Source organism: Pseudomonas ekonensis (genome assembly GCF_019145435.1).
Lineage (GTDB): Bacteria > Pseudomonadota > Gammaproteobacteria > Pseudomonadales > Pseudomonadaceae > Aquipseudomonas > Aquipseudomonas ekonensis.
Genome location: NZ_JAHSTS010000002.1, coordinates 2299763 through 2317112 on the forward strand (window position 1 = coordinate 2299763; position 17350 = coordinate 2317112).

General features: G+C 64.9%; 15 protein-coding genes. 5 read left to right on the top strand and 10 right to left on the bottom strand.

Translation table 11 applies throughout. From position 1 onward, the window contains the following. Positions 1-238: 238 nt before the first annotated feature. From KVG96_RS23440 to KVG96_RS23475, 8 genes are all read right to left on the bottom strand, one after another. Positions 239-1036 carry a MetQ/NlpA family ABC transporter substrate-binding protein gene (locus tag KVG96_RS23440; RefSeq protein WP_217894140.1) on the bottom strand — a complete coding sequence of 266 codons (798 nt, stop codon included), beginning with the start codon at positions 1034-1036 and terminating at the stop codon, positions 239-241. Positions 1037-1204: 168 nt separating this feature from the next. Next, entirely contained in the window at positions 1205-2137 is a 933-nt protein-coding gene (locus tag KVG96_RS23445; protein ID WP_217894141.1) for a sigma 54-interacting transcriptional regulator, read from the bottom strand. Positions 2138-2196: 59 nt separating this feature from the next. Then, complete coding sequence (locus KVG96_RS23450; protein ID WP_085582038.1) at positions 2197-2778, bottom strand: alpha/beta hydrolase; 582 nt, start codon at positions 2776-2778, stop codon at positions 2197-2199. 249 nt (positions 2779-3027) lie between these two features. Continuing rightward, positions 3028-3429, bottom strand: coding sequence for an ExbD/TolR family protein (locus tag KVG96_RS23455; protein WP_085631869.1), 402 nt, complete (start codon positions 3427-3429; stop codon positions 3028-3030). A 1-nt stretch (position 3430) separates the two neighbouring features. Next, positions 3431-4156: a MotA/TolQ/ExbB proton channel family protein gene (locus KVG96_RS23460; protein WP_217894142.1), complete on the bottom strand. Its 726-nt coding sequence runs from the start codon at positions 4154-4156 to the stop codon at positions 3431-3433. Positions 4157-4201: 45 nt separating this feature from the next. Then, positions 4202-5011 (bottom strand): energy transducer TonB, encoded by an 810-nt coding sequence (locus KVG96_RS23465; protein WP_217894143.1) that lies wholly within the window; start codon positions 5009-5011, stop codon positions 4202-4204. A 381-nt stretch (positions 5012-5392) separates the two neighbouring features. After that, positions 5393-5719, bottom strand: a complete 327-nt coding sequence (locus tag KVG96_RS23470; RefSeq protein ID WP_085582046.1) for a hypothetical protein — start codon at positions 5717-5719, stop codon at positions 5393-5395. 257 nt (positions 5720-5976) lie between these two features. Continuing rightward, complete coding sequence (locus KVG96_RS23475; protein ID WP_217894144.1) at positions 5977-8337, bottom strand: TonB-dependent receptor; 2361 nt, start codon at positions 8335-8337, stop codon at positions 5977-5979. Positions 8338-8502: 165 nt separating this feature from the next. Here KVG96_RS23475 and KVG96_RS23480 point away from each other — a divergent pair, with 165 nt between their 5' ends. After that, positions 8503-9447: a LysR family transcriptional regulator gene (locus KVG96_RS23480; RefSeq protein WP_217894145.1), complete on the top strand. Its 945-nt coding sequence runs from the start codon at positions 8503-8505 to the stop codon at positions 9445-9447. 240 nt (positions 9448-9687) lie between these two features. After that, on the top strand, positions 9688-11304 hold the full coding sequence (locus KVG96_RS23485; protein ID WP_217894146.1) for an alkaline phosphatase family protein: 1617 nt from the start codon (positions 9688-9690) through the stop codon (positions 11302-11304). A gap of 151 nt (positions 11305-11455) precedes the next feature. On the opposite strand, the gene KVG96_RS23490 is transcribed toward KVG96_RS23485, so the two are convergent. Beyond that, entirely contained in the window at positions 11456-12376 is a 921-nt protein-coding gene (locus KVG96_RS23490) for a TauD/TfdA dioxygenase family protein (RefSeq protein WP_217894147.1), read from the bottom strand. 181 nt (positions 12377-12557) lie between these two features. Between KVG96_RS23490 and KVG96_RS23495 the strand changes: the two genes are divergently transcribed. Continuing rightward, the gene (locus tag KVG96_RS23495; RefSeq protein ID WP_217894148.1) at positions 12558-13478 is read left to right on the top strand and encodes a LysR family transcriptional regulator; all 921 of its coding nucleotides are present in this window, start codon (positions 12558-12560) and stop codon (positions 13476-13478) included. Between the two features lie 119 nt (positions 13479-13597). Here KVG96_RS23495 and KVG96_RS23500 read toward each other — a convergent pair whose 3' ends face one another. Further along, positions 13598-14611, bottom strand: a complete 1014-nt coding sequence (locus tag KVG96_RS23500; protein ID WP_217894149.1) for an ABC transporter substrate-binding protein — start codon at positions 14609-14611, stop codon at positions 13598-13600. Positions 14612-14926: 315 nt separating this feature from the next. On the opposite strand from KVG96_RS23500, the gene KVG96_RS23505 reads away from it, so the two are divergent. Together KVG96_RS23505 and KVG96_RS23510 are read left to right on the top strand one after the other, a co-directional pair. Continuing rightward, positions 14927-16525 carry an ABC transporter permease gene (locus KVG96_RS23505; protein ID WP_217894150.1) on the top strand — a complete coding sequence of 533 codons (1599 nt, stop codon included), beginning with the start codon at positions 14927-14929 and terminating at the stop codon, positions 16523-16525. Beyond that, entirely contained in the window at positions 16522-17337 is an 816-nt protein-coding gene (locus KVG96_RS23510; RefSeq protein ID WP_217894151.1) for an ABC transporter ATP-binding protein, read from the top strand. Before KVG96_RS23505 ends, KVG96_RS23510 begins: the two co-directional genes overlap by 4 nt. Positions 17338-17350: the final 13 nt, after the last annotated feature.

Sequence of the window (17350 nt, forward strand, 5' to 3'; positions counted from 1 at the left end):
AAGACGGGGCTCGCCTAGGCCCTGCGGCGAGGGAGCCTGCTCCCGCTCGGCTGCGCAGCAGTCGCTGATCCGGCCGACGCCTTCGCCCCGAACCGGCCAGTTGCCCGGTTTGGGGCCGCTGCGCAGCCCGGCGGGAGCAGGCTCCCTCGCCACAGTACTCACCGCAAACGAAAACGCCGACGACCATCGCTGGCCGTCGGCGTCTTCACACCTTGAAGGGAGGTGTCGCTGCGTCGGATCAGAACGCCGGCAATACCGCGCCGTTGTACTTCTTCTCGATGAACGCTTTGACTTCAGGGCTGGTCAGGGCCTTGGCCAGCTTCTGGATCGCGTCGCTGTTCTTGTTGTCCTCGCGGGCCACCAGGAAGTTCACGTAAGGCGAGTCCGCGCCCTCGATCACCAGGGCGTCCTTGGTCGGGTTCAACTTGGCTTCCAGCGCGTAGTTGGTGTTGATCATGTCCAGGTCGACTTCATTCAGCACCCGCGGCAGCAGGGCCGATTCCAGTTCCTTGAACTTGAAGTTGTGCGGGTTCTTGGCGATGTCCTTCGGGGTGGCCAGCGCGTTCTTCGGATCCTTCAGCTCGATCAGGCCGGCCTTCTGCAGCAGGATCAGGGCGCGGCCGCTGTTGCTGCCTTCGTTGGGGATCGCGATGGTCGCGCCGTTCGGCAGGTCCGCCAGCGACTTGTACTTCTTCGAGTAGCCGCCGAACGGTTCGACGTGGACGCCTTCCACGGTCACCAGGTACTTGGCTTTGTCGTCCTTGTATTTACCGGCGTTGAAGCTGTCCAGGTAAGGCTTGGTCTGGAAGTAGTTGGCGTCCAGGCGCTTCTCGCCCACCTGCACGTTCGGCTGCACATAGTCGGTGAAGACTTTGACTTCCAGATCCACGCCTTCTTTGGCGAGGGTCGGCTTGATCAGCTCGAGGATCTCGGCGTGGGGGATCGGCGTTGCCGCCACCACCAGTTTCTCGCCGGCCTGGGCCAGGGATGCGGTCAGGGCAGCCGCCAATGCGGAAAACAGCAGAACCTTTTTCATGCAGTGTCCTTATCGAAAAGTCATGGTCGTCATCGACGACGGCATTGAATACGAGTGCCAGTGAAGTGCTATCGCTGGCGTGAAGCGGACAATACCGGGATTTTTTATTCCCGGACAATAACGTTTATTCAGCTTCATATTCCATTTTGTTCATATTGAACAAAATGGTTACAACCCTTCCGCCAGACGCAAAAGCAAGCCTTTCAATGCCTTGCGCTCGTCAGGCGTTCCGCCGATGCCGATGCCCGCCACATGGCGCTCAAACTGAGCGGGCAGCCCGGACGCCTCGGGCAGGTTGAGGTGTTCCGGCAGGATTTCGTCGCCCGTGCTCACCAGCAACGCGAAGTGAATGACGTTCTCCAGTTCACGGGTATTGCCCGGCCAGCTGTGGCGCTCCAGCACCTCCTGCGCCGCCTCGCTGATCAGCGGCACCGGCAGGTCCAGGCGCTGGCTGTAGATGCCGAGGAAGTACTCGGCCAGCGACAGGATGTCGCCGGTCCGCTCACGCAGGGCCGGCAGTTCCAGATGGCCTTCGCTGAGGTAGTGGAACAGCCGCTCATGGAATTTGCCCGCCGCCACCGCCTGCGCCAGGTCGATGCTGGTGGCGGCCACCAGGCGCACGTCCACCGGACTCGGCTGCTGGGCGCCGACCCGGGTGACTTCGTGGTTTTCCAGGGCGGCGAGCAGTTTGATCTGGATCGGCAACGGCAAGTCGCCGATTTCGTCCAGGTACAGGGTGCCGCCGTTGGCCGAGCCGAACCACCCGGCGCGGCTGCCGGCCGACCCCGTGTAGCTGCCGGCGGCGTAGCCGAACAGTTCGGCGTCGGCGTAGGTCGGGCTGATCGCCCCGCAGTTGACCGACACGAACAGGCCGCTGCGGTCACTGGCGCGGTGGATGTGCCGGGCGAGCAGTTCCTTGCCGGTGCCGGTTTCGCCGCGGATCAGCACCGAGATCGAACGCGGGGCCAGTTGGTTCATGTGCTCGCGCAACCGGCGCGAGCGCGGATCGACGAACACCAGCGCCTTGGCGCGGATGCTCAGGGGACTTTTTTCCGCATCGGGAAAGGTCAGCAACGGCTGGCCGAAGGTCTCGAGACTCATGGCAGACTCCCGCCCAGAACCGCCGGGAGACGGGGGCGATCAAAAATGGAAAATAGGGTTCAAGCGCGCCGCCGGGCGTGATGTTCCATGCGGTTCTGCAGGCGGTAGAGGTAGGCGAATCCCTGTTCCCAGCGCCGATGGCCGGACTTCACGTTGATGTGCCCGGCCCCGGCGAGGATCCCCGCCTCGGCGCCCCAGTTGCGCGCCAGTTCCAGGGCCCGGGTGGCGCTGACGGCGGCGTCGTTGTCGGAGCTCACCACTTGGCTGGGGAACGGCAGCAGGTCGGTCGGGATCGGCGCGAAATTGCGCAAGGCCGGCACGCACGCCGGACGCTCGACATCCGCCGGCGCCACCAGCAGCGCGCCGCGCACCTGACGCAGGGCCTGCAACGGCGCGTTGGCCGCCCAATGGGCAACGGTGATGCAACCCAGGCTGTGCGCGATCAGGATCACCGGCGTGCTGTCGGCGGCGATCGCCTCGGCCAGCGCCGCCACCCAGTCCTCGCGCCGGGGCGTCAGCCAGTCGGCCTGCTCCACCCGGGCGCTGTTGGGCAGGCTGTTCTGCCAGTGGGTCTGCCAATGATCCTCTGGCGATCCTTGCCAGCCCGGCACAATCAGGTAACGAATCGGTTCGTTGCGCATGGGGATGCTCTCCTGCGTCGTGTCTGTTCCTGGTCGAGTATAGGGACGGGAGTTATATTCGTTAAGGAATAAGAAGCTATTTATTAATAACGTAAAGTTAGATTCAAGCTTCAAGCTTCAAGCTTCAAGCTGCAAGCTGCTCTTGCTTGCTGCTTGCTGCTTGCTGCTTGCTGCTTGCCGCTTGCCGCTTAAGACAAAAAAGGGGCCGCACCCTGCCAAGGAGACGGCCCCGGAAAAATCGACATTCGTTCACCGCGCGGTGATCACCGACAGCTTGGTGATGCCGGCCCGCTCGATCGACGCCATGGCCCGCGCCACTTCGCCGTAGTTCACGCCGTCGTCCGCCTGCAGCTGCACGCGGACTTCCGGATCCTTGGCCTTGGCGGCCTTGAGGTTGAACTCCAGCAGGTCCGGCTGGATTTCATCCTTGTTGATGAACAGCTTGCCCGCCCCGTCGATGCTCACCACCAGCGGATCCTTCTGCTCCACCGGCGCCACCGCCTCGGTCTTGGGCAAGTTGATCGGGATCGCATTGGTCAGCAGCGGCGCGGTGACGATGAACACCACCAGCAGCACCAGCATCACATCCACCAACGGCGTCACGTTGATCTCGCTCAGCACCTCGTCACTGTCTTGCGTGGAGAAGGCCATCTCAGGACGCCTCCTTCACTTTCGTCGCTGCGCCCGCCACTGCGGCGCGCTGGGCCGCCGGGTGGATCAGCACGCGGAACGCGCTCTTCTGCGCCAGGCTGTAGAAGTCGTGGGCGAAGTCGTCCAGGTCTGCCGCGGTGAGCTTCAGGCGCCGCAGAAAGTAGTTGTAAACCAACACCGCCGGCACGGCGACGGCGATCCCCACGCCGGTGGCGACCAGTGCTGCACCGATGGGCCCGGCCACCGTTTCCAGGCTCGCCGAGCCCGCCGCGCTGATGCCTTTCAACGCTTCCATGATGCCCCACACCGTGCCGAACAGGCCGATGAACGGCGAGGTGCTGCCAATGCTCGCGACCACCGCCAGGCCGGTTTCCAGCGAGCGCCGCTCGCGCACGATCTGCTGGCGCAAGGCACGCTCCAGGCGGTCCTGGTGGTTGATCGCCTGGCTCAGATCCGTCGCCTGGGGCGCCTCGCCCACCTGGATCGCCGCATAACCGGCCTGGGCCACCCGGGCGGCGGCGCCGGGCTGGGTCTCGCTCAGTTCGGCGGCGGAATCCAGGCTCGATGCCGCCCAGAACCGTTTGTGGAACCTGCGGTCCTGGGCCTTCAGGCGGCCGAACTGCACAGCCTTGAGCAGCGCCAGTCCCCAAGTGGCGACGGAGAAGACCACCAACAGCCAGATCACTGCGCTTTCGATGGATTCCAGTGGAGAGGCCAGTAACGTCATGATGCATTCCCTCGTATAAACGTTTCGCGCAAATTTGGTTTCGGTTCAGTGAATCTTGAAATCGATGGGGACGCTGACCCAGCCGTCCTGGGCGACGTCGCCCTGCTTGGCCGGCACGAAGCTCCAACGCTTCACGGCCTCCAGCGCCGCGTCGTCGAGCTGTTGCCGGCCGCTGCTTTTCTGAATCTGGATCTCGCCCGGCTTGCCGCTGGCCAACACGTGCACCCTGAGCAGCACGGTGCCTTCCCAGCCGCGGCGCTGGGCCAGCGACGGGTATTCCGGCGCCGGGTTCTTCAGGTACGCGGCGTTGGCCGAAGCCGGCGTGACCGGTGCGGGCGCAGGCGGCGCGGGCGGTGCAGGTGCCGCAGCCGGGGCGGCCGGCTGCGGGGGTGCCGGCGGTTGCTCGACCGCCTTGGGCGCAGGTTTGGGCACAGGCTTGGCGACCGGCTTCGGAATCGGCTTCGGCTTTTTCGCAGGGGGCGGCTTCACCGCCAATTCGTCCTCCACCGGCGGAGGCGGTTCGAGCACGGGCGCCGGCGGCGGTGGCTCGACCACAGGAGGCGTCGGCGGCGCCGGACGCGAAAACTCGATGGTCATCGGCGGGATCTGCGGCGGCACCACCGGCAGCGACGGGGTCGGCTGCCGGCCGACCCAGTAGATCACCGCGCCATGCACCACCAACGCCAGCACGCCGAGCAGGATCGTTTCGCGCCGGCTCAGGATGCCTTTGGGCGGGCGCTGCAGACGCAGCTGCCCCAGCGGCACCCGGTGAGGCCGGCCGAGACCGACCAATTCGCCGCTCGGCGCGTGGCGCCACAGCACCTCCTGTGCGGCGGCGGTCTGGACATTGCCCATTGATTCACTCCCTGCGGTCTCTTTGCGTTCTGGTTCTGCCAAAGCTGCCGACAGCCGTTCGTTCAATCCCCCGCGGCACATCGACGGCCCCATCATTGGGCCAGACGCTTATCTCCGAAAGTAATCTTTAATGTTATGAATAGACGGATATGGAATATAAGAAACGGTCATTTCCGCCAAAGCCACGTCCGGCAAGGGCTGTAGCGGAGGATGAAAAACCGCATGCCTTTGCGGCATGAAAAGTATTCATCCAAGGCATGTGCTTTTACGGGAAACCCAAGAAGCGGGGACAACCAATGGAAAATGAACAGCTGCTGTTCCATGAACAAAAACAAAAAGCCGATGCACTTTCATGCATCGGCTTTTATTACTGCGGCGTCATTATTGTTTCACGAACTCCCCAGCCAGGCCGACCACATCGCCGTCGAAGTTGTTGCGCGAACCCACCGCGCGCACTTTCGAGTAGTTGTGGTCTGGCGAGAACAGTGTCCAGGCCTGATAGCCGGTGCCGTCGTTGAGGGCCGCGAAGGTGATGATCGTAGGCTGCCCGGTGCTGTTCTGGAAGTGGTAGTGCCCGTATGCGATGTCGTAGTTCACGCCGTTCTGGCTGAACCGGCCGCTGAAGGTGCCGTTGGAGTCGTTGCCATCGGTAATCGTCAGTTTGGCGCCAGCGTTAGCGTTTACATAAGTGCCATTAATGCTCGACATAACGAGATTTCCTTAATCGTTGGTTAAGTATCTTCCGATGAGAGCAAGTTTCCTCCTGGAAACTCACGGCACTCAGGATGGTTCGCAAGTGACCGATTGTCCACGCATAAAGCGGGCTATTTACCAACGAATTAGCAATAACAACTATGAGCAGCCGGCATACTTTGCACCAAAGTATTAACCCTCATTTAACGTAACGATACATCCCAGCGTTCAATGTATAACTACTGTCATAACTTTCACATCTGCATCCCTGATCAAAAGTCATAACGCCCCGTCACGCCCAACGTCCGCGGAGTGCCGAGCAGGCCTTCATAGCCGCCGTTGCCGCCCGTCCACAGCGTCGTGTAGTAGGTCTTGTCGAAGGCGTTCTTCAGCCACAGCGAGACGTCCCACTGGCCCTGGTTGAAGTCGCCGCGCAGGCCGGTGGAGAAGTTGACCACCGCGTAGCTCGGGATCTGGCCGAAGTCCGAGTCCTCCACCGTGCCCACCGCTTTGGAGCGGAACGCGTAGCTGGCGGTGACGTAGGGTTCGAGGCCGTTGTCCAGGTTCCACTTGTATTCGCCGTTGGCGTTGCCGATCCATTTCGAGGCGCCGACCACCTGGTGGCCGCTGAGGTCGCAGGAGGCCGGGGCTCCGGGAGCGAGGCTGACTTCCGGCGGGCACGGCGCATCCTTGTACGAGAGGTAGCTGACGTCGTTGTAGGAGCCGTTGAAGTTCAGCGTCAGGCCCCGCAGCGGGATCACCGTGCTGTCGAACTCGACGCCGCGCGAGCGCACGGAACCGGCGTTGGTCAGGTACTGCACGCGGTTGACGTCGTCGTAGGCGTTGGTCTGGTAGGCGTTGACCTGCGTCCAGAACACGTTGGCGTTGAGTTGCAGGCGACGGTCCCACAGCGTGCTCTTGAAGCCGAGCTCGGCATTGTTGGCGCGTTCGGTGCCGATCAGCAGCGAATCGGCCCCCGCCGTCGGCGCCGACCCGACCACCAGGTTGACCCCGCCGGACTTTTCGCCGTGGGACAGCGTGGCGTAGCCCAGCAGTTCATCGCTGAAGCGGTAACTCAGGTTGAGCAGTCCGGACGGGCTGGAGCTGTACTGGTTGAGGTCGCCGGAATCGTAGGCGCCGACCCGGCCGCGCCGCGCGGTGGCTGCCGCACCGGTCACCGCAGCGCCGCCACGGGGTGCGTCGCGGTCGACCCAGGCGTTCTTCTCTTCGTAGGTGCCGCGCACCCCGGCGGTGAAGTCCAGGCGTTCGGTCAGGTGCCAGGTGCCTTGGGCGAACAGCGCGAAGCTGTCGGTCTTGATGTGGCCGTGGCCCACCGTGTCGACGTTGGCCAGCGCCCCGCGCGGCGTGCCGTTCCAGATGTCCGCCTGCGGCCCGTAATAGGCGAAGGATTTGTTGTCCAGGTCCGAGCCGAAGTAGTAGGCGCCGAGCACGTAATCGAAGAATTCGCCCTTGGGCGACGCCAGGCGAAATTCCTGGGAATACTGCTTGTCCTCCACCGACACCCCGGCGTTGTAGGTGGCCGGCACGTTGAGGCCGTCGTCGTTGCGCGGGGTGAAGTTCCAGAACCGGTAAGAGCTGACCGAGGTCAGGGTGAAATCGCTCGGCAGCGTCCAGTTGGCCTCCACCGACGTGCCGCCCTGGTGCACGGTGACGTGCTGGTCGTTGTCCAGGTTGACCTTGCGGTGCGAGCCGTTGACCAGGGACGCACCGGCCGCCGCCGCCCGCGCCGAATAGAGGTTCACACCGTTGATGGTCGGCCCGGTGCTGTAGAGCGCGCGGGTGCCGGCGCTGGAGTCTTCTTCGTTGTAGTCGCCGATCCAGCGCAGGTTGAAGGACTCGTTGGGCTTGAACAGCAACTGCGCGCGGAAACCGTCGCGGGAGCCGCCGTTGAGGTCGTGCCCGTTGAACTCGTTCTTGATGTCGCCGTCGCTGCGGGTGCGGTAGGCGGAAAAGCGCCCGGCCAACTGGTCGTTGAGCGGCCCCGAAATCGTGCCCTTGGTCTGGAAGTAACCGTCCTCGCCGACCGAGGTCTCGATGCTGCGCTCCGGGGTGAAGCTCGGCGCGCGGGTGCCGATGTTGATCACCCCGGCGGTGGTGTTCTTGCCGAACAGCGTGCCCTGGGGCCCGCGCAGCACTTCGAGCTGCTCGATGTCCATCAGGTCGAAGACCGCCATCCCCGGACGGCCCAGGTACACGTTGTCGATGTACAGCCCGACGCTGCCTTCGAGCCCGTCGCTGGCCGGGTTGTTGCCCAGGCCGCGGATCGACACGCTGGACTGGCGCGCATGCATGTAGGCGACGTTGACGCTGGGCACCAGTTGCTGAAGGTCCTGGATCCGGTACACCCGCTGGGTTTCCAGGGTCTGGCCGCTGACCACGCTCATCGGTGTCGGCACATCCTGAGCGCTTTCCTCGCGGCGGCGGGTGGTGACGGTCACGGTTTCCAACTGTGAACCGACGCTCGCGCCCTCGCGTTGCGGAGCAGGCGCCGGTGCTTGCGGATCGGCGGCGTAGCCCGCGCTCCAGTTGGCGCTCCCGGCCAGCAACAGGGCCAATGGCAAGCGTTTGAGCCGTCGGGGCGGCAGCGCGGTGGCGGGATTCAACGGACTCATGAGGCGGCTCCTGATCAAAGAACGCACAGGCCGGTCCGGCGCTGCATATTCTTCAAAGTTATTTGTATATTGATTTACAAACTTTTACTGCATAAGAGATTGCCTTTATAAGGAGTCGACCTAATGCATATCCAATGCATTTCCCGGATATTTTTTATGTGAAAAATGCATATCGACTTGCGTCAGTTACGTCACTTCATCGCCCTTGCCGAACAACGCAGCTTCGTCGCCGGCGCGCAGGCGGTGAACCTGTCGCAGTCGGCGTTCAGCCGCAGCATCCAGGCGCTGGAGCACAGCGTCGGCTGTCAGTTGGTCGACCGGGGACGCAAGGACCTGCCGCCGACCAAGCAAGGCCTGGTGCTGCTGGAGCATGCGCGGCGGCTGGTCAGCGGCGCGCAGCAGATGGCCAACGAGATCAGCCAGTTCAACGGCCTCGAAGCGGGCGAGTTGCGCTTCGGCTGCGGCCCGGCGCCGGCGGCGGGGCTGATCCCCCGGGCCGTCGGCCGCTTCATCGGGCGCTACCCCAAGGCGCGGGTGCACTACCAGGTCGATGACTGGCAGAGCCTGAGCAAACGCCTGCACAGCGAAGAGTTCGAGTTCTTCGTCGCCGACACCCGGCATTTCGAGGCCGACCCGGACTACCTGACCCACCGCCTGCGCCCGCGCAAATGGCATTTCTGCTGCCGCGCCGGGCATCCGTTGGCGGCGCGGGAGCGGGTCAGCGCCGCCGAGCTGATGGGTTATCCGATGGCGGTGAGCATCCGCCCGCCGAACCTGCGCAAGGTGATCGTCGACCTCAGCGGCCGACCGGACTTCACGCCGAACGTGGAGTGCGAAAACAGCGCCAGCCTGCTCGGCGTGGTGCTGCGCTCGGATGCGATCGGCATCGTCGGTGCGTACTCCGACGCGCTGCACCGGGCCCGGGACGAGCTGGTGTGCCTGAAGATCGAAGGGTTGGCGGATGACCTGGAGGAGCTCTACACCCGCTACGGGATCGTCAGCCGGACGGGGTATCGCCTGTCACCGCTGGCCGAGGCGATGGTGGCGCAGATCCGCGAGATCGATGCGCTGGACGAAGGGGTGTGCTCGCTCGACGGGCTGGCGGTCTGATCCGCCGCCATCGCCAGCAGGCTGGCCCACAAAGGGCGCGGCCGTACCCGGATCGGTGATCAGCGCAGAACACTGTAGGAGCCAGCCTGCTGGCGATGGCGTCAGTAAAGGCACCGCAGGATCGGGGCGAGACCGCCGAGCCGATGCAATCCCTGCATGACCGGCATTCCCCGAATGCACTTGCCGAACGGCCCCGCCCGCAGCGAAAAAAGCCGCCTGTCCCTCTGACCGGTGAGCCCCATGCCCAACCCGCCAAAACCCGTGCGCAACGTGCTGTACATCATGTGCGACCAACTGCGCCGCGACTACCTGTCCTGCTACGGCCACCCGCACCTGCACACGCCGAACATCGACCGCCTGGCCGCCGCCGGCGTGCGCTTCAGCCGCGCCTACACCCAAGGCACGATCTGTGGCCCGTCGCGGATGTCGGCCTACACCGGACGCTACGTCAGCAGCCACCAGGTGGCGTGGAACGCGGTGCCGCTGCCGCTGGATGAACTGACCCTCGGCGACTACCTGCGCCCCCACGGCATCCGCACCGCGCTGGTGGGCAAGACCCACGCGACGCCGAACCTGGACGGCCTGAGGCGGCTGGCGCTCGATCCCGACGGCGACCAGGTCCGGGGGTTGAACGAAGTCGGCTTCGAGCCGTACCTGCGGCACGACGGCATCTACCCCGACGACCCGCTGTTCGACGACAAGCGCGAATCCGCCCCCTACACCCATTACCTGCGCAGCCACGGCTTCGGCGGCCGCAACCCCTGGCACGACTGGGCCAACGCCGCCGAAGGCGAGAACGGCGACCTCCTCAGCGGCTGGCACATGCGCCACGCAAACCTGCCGGCCCGCATCCCCGAACGGCATTCGGAGACCGCTTTCACCACTGATCGCGCCATCGACTTCATCAACGAACAAAACGGGCAATCCTGGTGTTTGCACCTATCCTTCATAAAGCCCCATTGGCCTTATATCGTACCATCACCGTACCACGCCTTGTACGGTACGAAATCGATTCTCGAACCGGTGCGCGCCGCCCCCGAAAACGCCAGCAAACACCCGGTTTACAACGCCTTCCGCCAACACGAAGAAAGCGTGAACTTCTCTCGGGATGCAGTGCGGCAGAACGTCATTCCTGCGTACATGGGCCTGGTCAAACAGATCGATGACCACCTCGGGCGGCTGTTCGACTTCCTGCAAAGCAACGGGCACTGGGAGGACACGCTGATCGTCTTCACCAGCGATCACGGCGACTTTCTCGGCGACCATTACCTGGGCGAGAAGGAGTTCTTGCTGGAGCAGGCCGTGGGCGTGCCGCTGATCGTGCGCGACCCGCGCGCGGCGGCGGACATCACCCGGGGTTCGGTGGACGAGCGACTGGCGGAAACCATCGACGCATTGCCGACGTTCCTGGAGGCATTGGGCCTGCCGGGTGCCGAGCACCGCCTGGAGGGACGCTCGCTGATTCCCTTGCTGCACGGTGAACGCCCCGAGTGGCGCCGCTACGCGATCAGCGAATACGACTACGCCTTCCAGGCCCCGGCGCGGGAGCGGTTGGGCCGGCCCATCGACCGCTGCCGCATGACCATGGTGCGCAGCGAACGCTGGAAGTACCTGGCCTACGACGGCTTCCGGCCGCAGCTTTTCGACCTGTCGAACGACCCGCAGGAACTGCGCGACCTGGGGGACGATCCGGCTCACGCGGCGGTGCGCGAGGAACATGCGGGGTATCTGTTCGAATGGCTGCGCGGGCTGAAGCGGCGCACCACCATCAGTCACCGGGAAATCGACGAGCGCGGGCAGCGGTTCCGTTACGGCGAGCCCGACACCGAGAAAGCCGTGCAGATCGGCGTGTGGTGAAGGCGGCCACTTCGTTGGCCGCCCCATTGTCTTTGCGGGGTAGTCGAATCGTCGCACCGCCGCCCCAGTCATCGGTCGCAGGATCTGCGTTCGCCGCAGCCCCTGCGGGAGCGGCGGTGCGACGATTCGACTTGCCCGCGATGAGGCCAGATCAGGCGCCGACGCTTTCAGCCCCCTTGACGGTCCGGCTGCGCTGCCCGGAAGCCCCCACCGGCACCTCGCCCTTGAGCGTCACGCGGCGCACCACCCGGTCCTGGGTGCCGTAGTCGTCGATCGCGTAATGCTGGGTCGAACGGTTGTCCCAGATCGCCACGTCACCGGCCTTCCAGCGCCAGCGCACGGTGTTTTCCTGGCGGATCACATGGCTCTGCAGCAGCCCGAACAGGTGCGCCGAATCGGCCTGGGAATAGCCCTTGATGCGTTTGACGAAATGCCCCAGCAGCAAACTTTTCTCGCCGCTGACCGGGTGCACCCGCACCACCGGGTGTTCGGTCTCGTACACGGTCGAGGTGAAGATCTTGCGGTAGCGCTCCAGCTTCTCCGCCGACACGTCCGGCTTCACCGCCGCGTAGTCGTATTCGTTGCTGTGCACCGCCACCAGTTTGTCCGCCAACTCCCGCAGCTCCACCGGCAGTTCGCTGTAGGCGGTGGCGGTGTTGGCCCACAGGGTGTCGCCGCCGAAGGCCGGCGCCACCACTGAACGCAGGATCGAAGCCTTGGGGTAGGCCTCGACGAAGGTCACGTCGGTGTGCCACGAGTTGGCGCGCTGGCCCTCGGCGCCGTCCAGCTCCAGCAGGTAGCGGGTGCCCTCGCGGGACGGCACGGTGGGGTGCGCCACCGGTTCGCCGAGCAAGTGGGCGAAGGCCTCCTGGCGCTGGTCGTCGAGCTGGGTCTGCTCGCGGAAGAACACCACCTTGTACTGCACCAGCGCCTGCTGGATGGCTTCGACGGTGGCGGCGTCCAGCTCACCGGACAGTTGCACACCACGGATCTCGGCGCCGATGCGGCCGGCCACCGGATGGATGTCCAGCGCCTGGACAGCGGGTTTTACAGCGAGTGCGGCATTGCTCATGGGTCGACCCTCATCATCTGCTTGCGGTTGGCCGGCAGCGAAGCAACGCTCTATCTATATTCCATTTACATCTAATAGATATTAACGTGCTTCGTTGACGGAATAAGAGCTTGCATTTAAAACCTCGATCAACCCTTGTCGCAAATGCCTTCGCGCTATTTTTAGGATGCCGGAAAAGCATATGGATCTTCGCCAACTGCGCTACTTCATCGCCCTCAACGAACACCGCAGCTTCGTCCGCGCGGCGGACGCGATGGGCATCACCCAACCGGCGTTCAGCCGCAGCATCCAGGGGCTGGAGCAGGAGTTCGGCTGCGTGCTGGTGGACCGCGGCAACAAGGACTTGCGCCCCACCCCGGAAGGCCAGGTGGTGCTGCAGCATGCCCTCACGCTGGTGCAGGGTGCGGCGCTGCTCAGCGCCGAAGTGACGCAGATGACCAAGCTCGACGCCGGCGAACTGCGCTTCGGCTGCGGTCCTGCGCCGGCGGTGAAGCTGGTGCCGGATGCGGTGGCGCAGTTCGTCAATTCGCACCCCAAGGTGCGCACCTGCTTTCAGGTGGACAACTGGGAAAAGCTCAGCCGCGCCCTGAGCCGCGAAGAGATCGAATTCTTCATCGCCGACATCCGCCATTTCGAGGCCGACCCCAACTTCCAGACCCAGGCACTGACGCCCAAGCGCGGGGTGTTCTTCTGCCGGCCGGGGCACCCGCTGCTGGCCAAGGAAAGCCTGTCGACCAACGACATGTTCGACTACCCGCTGGCGACCACGCTGATCCCGCCGGGCATCCGCAAACTGCTGGCGAACCTCAGTGGCCGGGTCGATTTTTCACCGACCATCGAGACCGAGCATTTCCCGGCGCTGGTCAAGGTGGTGTTGCAGTCCAACGCCATCGGCGTGGGCACCGAAGAGGCATTCGAGCAGGACATCGCCCAGGGTTCGCTGGCGCTGCTGCACTGGCGCAACCTGCCGCAGAACCTGGAAAGCATGAATGCCCGGTGCGGGATCGTCAGCCGCACCGGGTTCCGCCTGTCGCCGGCGGCGCGGGCGATGATCGAGACGCTGGTGACGCTGGACAGTCAGGCCCTCGGCGTCGCCGTCTAGGGATATTTGGCGGGCAAGCCCGTTCCCACAGGGATCATCGGTGAGCACACATTCTGTGCTCACCGGGACCAACGTGGGAGCGGTCTTGCCCGCGAAGGCTCACCAAGATTGCCAAAGACTCAGAGCCCGGCAGCCGCCAGCCCCGGCGCCACCCAGTCATTGACCTTGAACGGCTTGCGGATCAGCTTCTGCTGCGCCGCCAGGTCCACCGCGTCCTGCAGCTTGCCGAGGAACACCGGATCCAGCGTCGAGGGGAACACTTCGCTCAGTTTCTGATCCTTCAGGTCCTGGGTCAGGATCACCGGCGGATAGCTCGCCAGCCCCGACACCAACTGCACATAGGCGTCCTTGTTGCTGTCCTGGGTCAACCAGTCCACCGCCTGCTGCTGGGCCTTGAGCAACTTGGCCACGACGTCGGGATGGGCATCGACGAACTTGCCGGTGCCCACCAGCACCGCCTGCACGCTGCCGGCGCCGCCCAGATCCTTGGTGTTGAGCGGCAGTTCGGCCAGTCCCCTGGCTTGAAGCGCGGTCAGCCCGGAGCTGCCCCAGGACGCATCGATCTGTTTGGCCGCCAGGGCGGCGACCGCCGCGTTGAAGTCGAGGTTGATGACCTTCACGTCCTTCTCGCTCAGGCCCTGGCTGGCCAGCGCCGCATCGAACGACAGCTGCGTCGCGGTGCCGCGGAAGATCGCCACGCGCTTGCCTTTCAGGTCCTGCAGCGTCTTGATCCCCGACCCCGGCACCACGCCCAGGTACTGCTTTACGCCACGGGCGGTCGCGCTGAGCAGGCGGGTGTCGAGGCCGTTGGACTTGCCGATGATCGCCGCCAGGTCGCCCAGGTAGGCCAGGTCCACCTGGCCGTTGGCGAACGCCTCGTTGATCACCGGTCCCGCTCCCTTGAAGAAGCTCCACTGAATCTTGATCCCCTGTTCGGCGAAAGCCTTCTCGAAGACCTGCTGATTGCGCAGCACGTCGACGATGCCGCCGCCGCTGTGCTGGGTGCCGGCGCTGAGGTCGGGCACGGCGATGCGGATTTCCTTGAGTTCATCGGCGTGGGCGGCGAAGGCGAACAGCCCCGCCAGCGCAGAGGCGGCAAACAGACGGGTGACATGTTTGAAGGGATGGTTCATGGGAGCGGCTCCTGATCGCGACGGGCATTGAGGAGCCGAAAGTAGGCGCAATGGCCTTCTGCACTTAAATACTATAAATGCACATTTTTATATCTTTATGCGCTAAGCAGGCGCCGTCGGGGCTCCCGCGCCGGTATGCAAAAACAGCATCGAAAATATTCTCCGAATGCATTGGATGCGTCAGGGCTGGAGGCCTTAAATGGTCTGGCTTATCTCCCAATAGCATTGATTTAACTTTTTATAGATCGATTTTGCATACACCGCTTCCACACAAGCGCAGCGGTCTGCCATGCAACCCGACAACGGAGGTCACCCATGGCCCGAGATTCCCTGCTCAGCCTGCCGCTGCCGGCGCCGGCGCTCAAACCCCGGCGGCCCTGGCCGACGCTGAGCCAACGCCTGCTGCCCTGGCTGCTGCCGCTCGGCCTGTTCGCCCTCTGGTGGCTGGCGGCGCGCAACCAATGGATGAGCGAGCAGATCCTGCCGGCACCGTCGCTGGTCTGGAGCAGCGCGCTCGAACTGTCCCGGGGTGAGTTGTGGAGCCATTTTTGGATCAGCCTGCAGCGGCTGCTCTGGGGCCTTTTGGCAGGCATTTCGACCGGTGCGGCACTGGGCGCGGCGCTGGGTTTCAGCCGACCGCTCGAACGGTTGATATTTCCGACGTTCGCCGGGCTCGCCCAGGTGCCGACGCTGGCGTGGATCCCGCTGTTCATGGTGGTCTTCGGCATCGGCGAAACGCTCAAGCTGGTGGTGCTGGTCAAGGCCATCGTGGTGCCGGTGACCCTGCACACCCTGGTCGGCGTGCGCGATGCGCAACCGAAGCTGCGCGAAGCCGCCACCGTGCTGCGCCTGCCGCCGCACCTGCTGATCCGCCGCCTGATCCTGCCCGCCGCGCTGCCGGCATTCATGGCCGGCGTGCGCCTGGCCCTGGCCGCCGGCTGGACGTCGCTGCTGGCGGTGGAGCTGCTGGCCTCCAGCGAAGGCATCGGCTACCTGATGGTCTGGGCGCGGCAGCTGTTCATGCTCGACATCGTGTTCGTCTGCATCGTGGTGATCGGCCTGTTCGGCGTGGCGATGGACCGCGGCATCGGCTTGCTCGACGGCCGGCTGGTGCACTGGCCGCACCCGGCCACCGCCGAAATCCGCCGGGGCCCGCGCTACCGCGGCCGGCAACGGCTGCAGCCGTGGCTGCTGCCGCTGGCCCTGCTGGCGCTGTGGCAGGCGGCGAGCGACGGGCAGTGGATCGACGCCAACATTCTGGTCAGCCCGCTGACCGTGCTGGAGGCCACCCGTAACGGTCTGCTCGACGGCACGCTGATCGGCGGCATGGCCCTGAGCCTGGGCCGCACCTTGGGCGGCCTGGTGATCGGCGGCGGGCTCGGCCTGGCGCTGGGTTTGCTGCTGGGCCTGTCGCGCAGCGCCGAACGCCTGATCGGCCCGACCCTCGCCGCCCTGCGGCAGATCGCGATATTCGCCTGGGTGCCGCTGCTCACCGCGTGGTTCGGCCTGGGCGAACCGGCCAAGTGGGTGTTCGTGGCCCTCGCCGCGTTCTTTCCACTGTTCGTCGCCACCCAGCGCAGCGTCGCCAACCTGTCGCCGCAGCTCAACGAAGCCGCCCAGGCCTTGCGCCTGAACCTCGGCCTGCGCCTGCGCCGGCTGGTGCTGCCGGGGGCGGCTCCGGGCATCTTCGCCGGCCTGCGCCTGAGCCTGATCTACGCCTGGCTCGGCACCATCGGCGCCGAATACTTCATGCCGTCCAACGGCGGCATCGGCAGCCAGATGATCGGCGCCCAGCAACTGCTGCGCATGGACCTGATCATGGCCGGGATGCTGCTGGTCGGCCTCACCGGCGCCCTCCTCAACCTCATTGGCCTACGCCTGGAAATCCGCGCGACCCGCTGGAGACACGCATGAACGCACCGATTGTCAGCTTCACCCACGTCGGCAAATCCTTCGACGTCGACGGCTTCGAACTGGAAGCGATCCGCGAATTCAACCTCGACATCGCCGAGGGCGAGTTCGTCGCCATCGTCGGCTCCAGCGGCTGCGGCAAATCCACCCTGCTGCGCCTGCTGGTGGGCCTGGACACCGAGTTTCGCGGGCAGATCACCGTGGACGGCAAGGCCGTCACCGGCGTCGGCGGCGAGCGCGGCATCGTGTTCCAGGAGCACCGCCTGTTCCCTTGGCTGACGGTGGCCGACAACATCGGCCTGGGCCTGGTCAACGAGCCCCTCGGCGCCGCCGAGAAGCTGCGGCGCGTCGACAGTTTCATCGAACTGGTGGGCCTGCGCGACTTCGCCCGCGCCTATCCGCACCAGCTCTCCGGCGGCATGGCGCAGCGGGTGGCCATCGCCCGCGGCCTGGTGGCGAGCCCGCGGATCCTGCTGCTCGACGAACCCTTCGGCGCCCTCGACGCGCTGACCCGCCAACAGATGCAGGACGAACTGCTGGCGATCCGCGACCGGGCCAGGATCACCACCATCCTGGTCACCCACGATGTCGAGGAAGCGATCTTCCTGGCCGACCGGGTGGTGGTGATGGAGCCCCGGCCGGGGCGGATCAAGCAAGTGGTGGACATCGCCCTGCCCCGTCCGCGCCAGCGCAGCGGTTTCGACTTCCATCAGTTGCGCGAGGAACTGCTGCACGAACTGACCGGCGACGGTCACTACCTGCCTGCCCCGGCGGTGCGGATCCGCGATTTGCCGCTGTCTTTCATTGCCTACTGAACAGGAGTCTGCC

What these genes read in the sequence shown, in the direction of transcription:
- KVG96_RS23440 (WP_217894140.1), bottom strand. Translation starts at nt 1,036, where the DNA reads ATGAAAAAGGTTCTGCTGTTTTCCGCATTGGCGGCTGCCCTGACCGCA.
- KVG96_RS23445 (WP_217894141.1), bottom strand. Translation starts at nt 2,137, where the DNA reads ATGAGTCTCGAGACCTTCGGCCAGCCGTTGCTGACCTTTCCCGATGCG.
- KVG96_RS23450 (WP_085582038.1), bottom strand. Translation starts at nt 2,778, where the DNA reads ATGCGCAACGAACCGATTCGTTACCTGATTGTGCCGGGCTGGCAAGGA.
- KVG96_RS23455 (WP_085631869.1), bottom strand. Translation starts at nt 3,429, where the DNA reads ATGGCCTTCTCCACGCAAGACAGTGACGAGGTGCTGAGCGAGATCAAC.
- KVG96_RS23460 (WP_217894142.1), bottom strand. Translation starts at nt 4,156, where the DNA reads ATGACGTTACTGGCCTCTCCACTGGAATCCATCGAAAGCGCAGTGATC.
- KVG96_RS23465 (WP_217894143.1), bottom strand. Translation starts at nt 5,011, where the DNA reads ATGGGCAATGTCCAGACCGCCGCCGCACAGGAGGTGCTGTGGCGCCAC.
- KVG96_RS23470 (WP_085582046.1), bottom strand. Translation starts at nt 5,719, where the DNA reads ATGTCGAGCATTAATGGCACTTATGTAAACGCTAACGCTGGCGCCAAA.
- KVG96_RS23475 (WP_217894144.1), bottom strand. Translation starts at nt 8,337, where the DNA reads ATGAGTCCGTTGAATCCCGCCACCGCGCTGCCGCCCCGACGGCTCAAA.
- KVG96_RS23480 (WP_217894145.1), top strand. Translation starts at nt 8,503, where the DNA reads ATGCATATCGACTTGCGTCAGTTACGTCACTTCATCGCCCTTGCCGAA.
- KVG96_RS23485 (WP_217894146.1), top strand. Translation starts at nt 9,688, where the DNA reads ATGCCCAACCCGCCAAAACCCGTGCGCAACGTGCTGTACATCATGTGC.
- KVG96_RS23490 (WP_217894147.1), bottom strand. Translation starts at nt 12,376, where the DNA reads ATGAGCAATGCCGCACTCGCTGTAAAACCCGCTGTCCAGGCGCTGGAC.
- KVG96_RS23495 (WP_217894148.1), top strand. Translation starts at nt 12,558, where the DNA reads ATGGATCTTCGCCAACTGCGCTACTTCATCGCCCTCAACGAACACCGC.
- KVG96_RS23500 (WP_217894149.1), bottom strand. Translation starts at nt 14,611, where the DNA reads ATGAACCATCCCTTCAAACATGTCACCCGTCTGTTTGCCGCCTCTGCG.
- KVG96_RS23505 (WP_217894150.1), top strand. Translation starts at nt 14,927, where the DNA reads ATGGCCCGAGATTCCCTGCTCAGCCTGCCGCTGCCGGCGCCGGCGCTC.
- KVG96_RS23510 (WP_217894151.1), top strand. Translation starts at nt 16,522, where the DNA reads ATGAACGCACCGATTGTCAGCTTCACCCACGTCGGCAAATCCTTCGAC.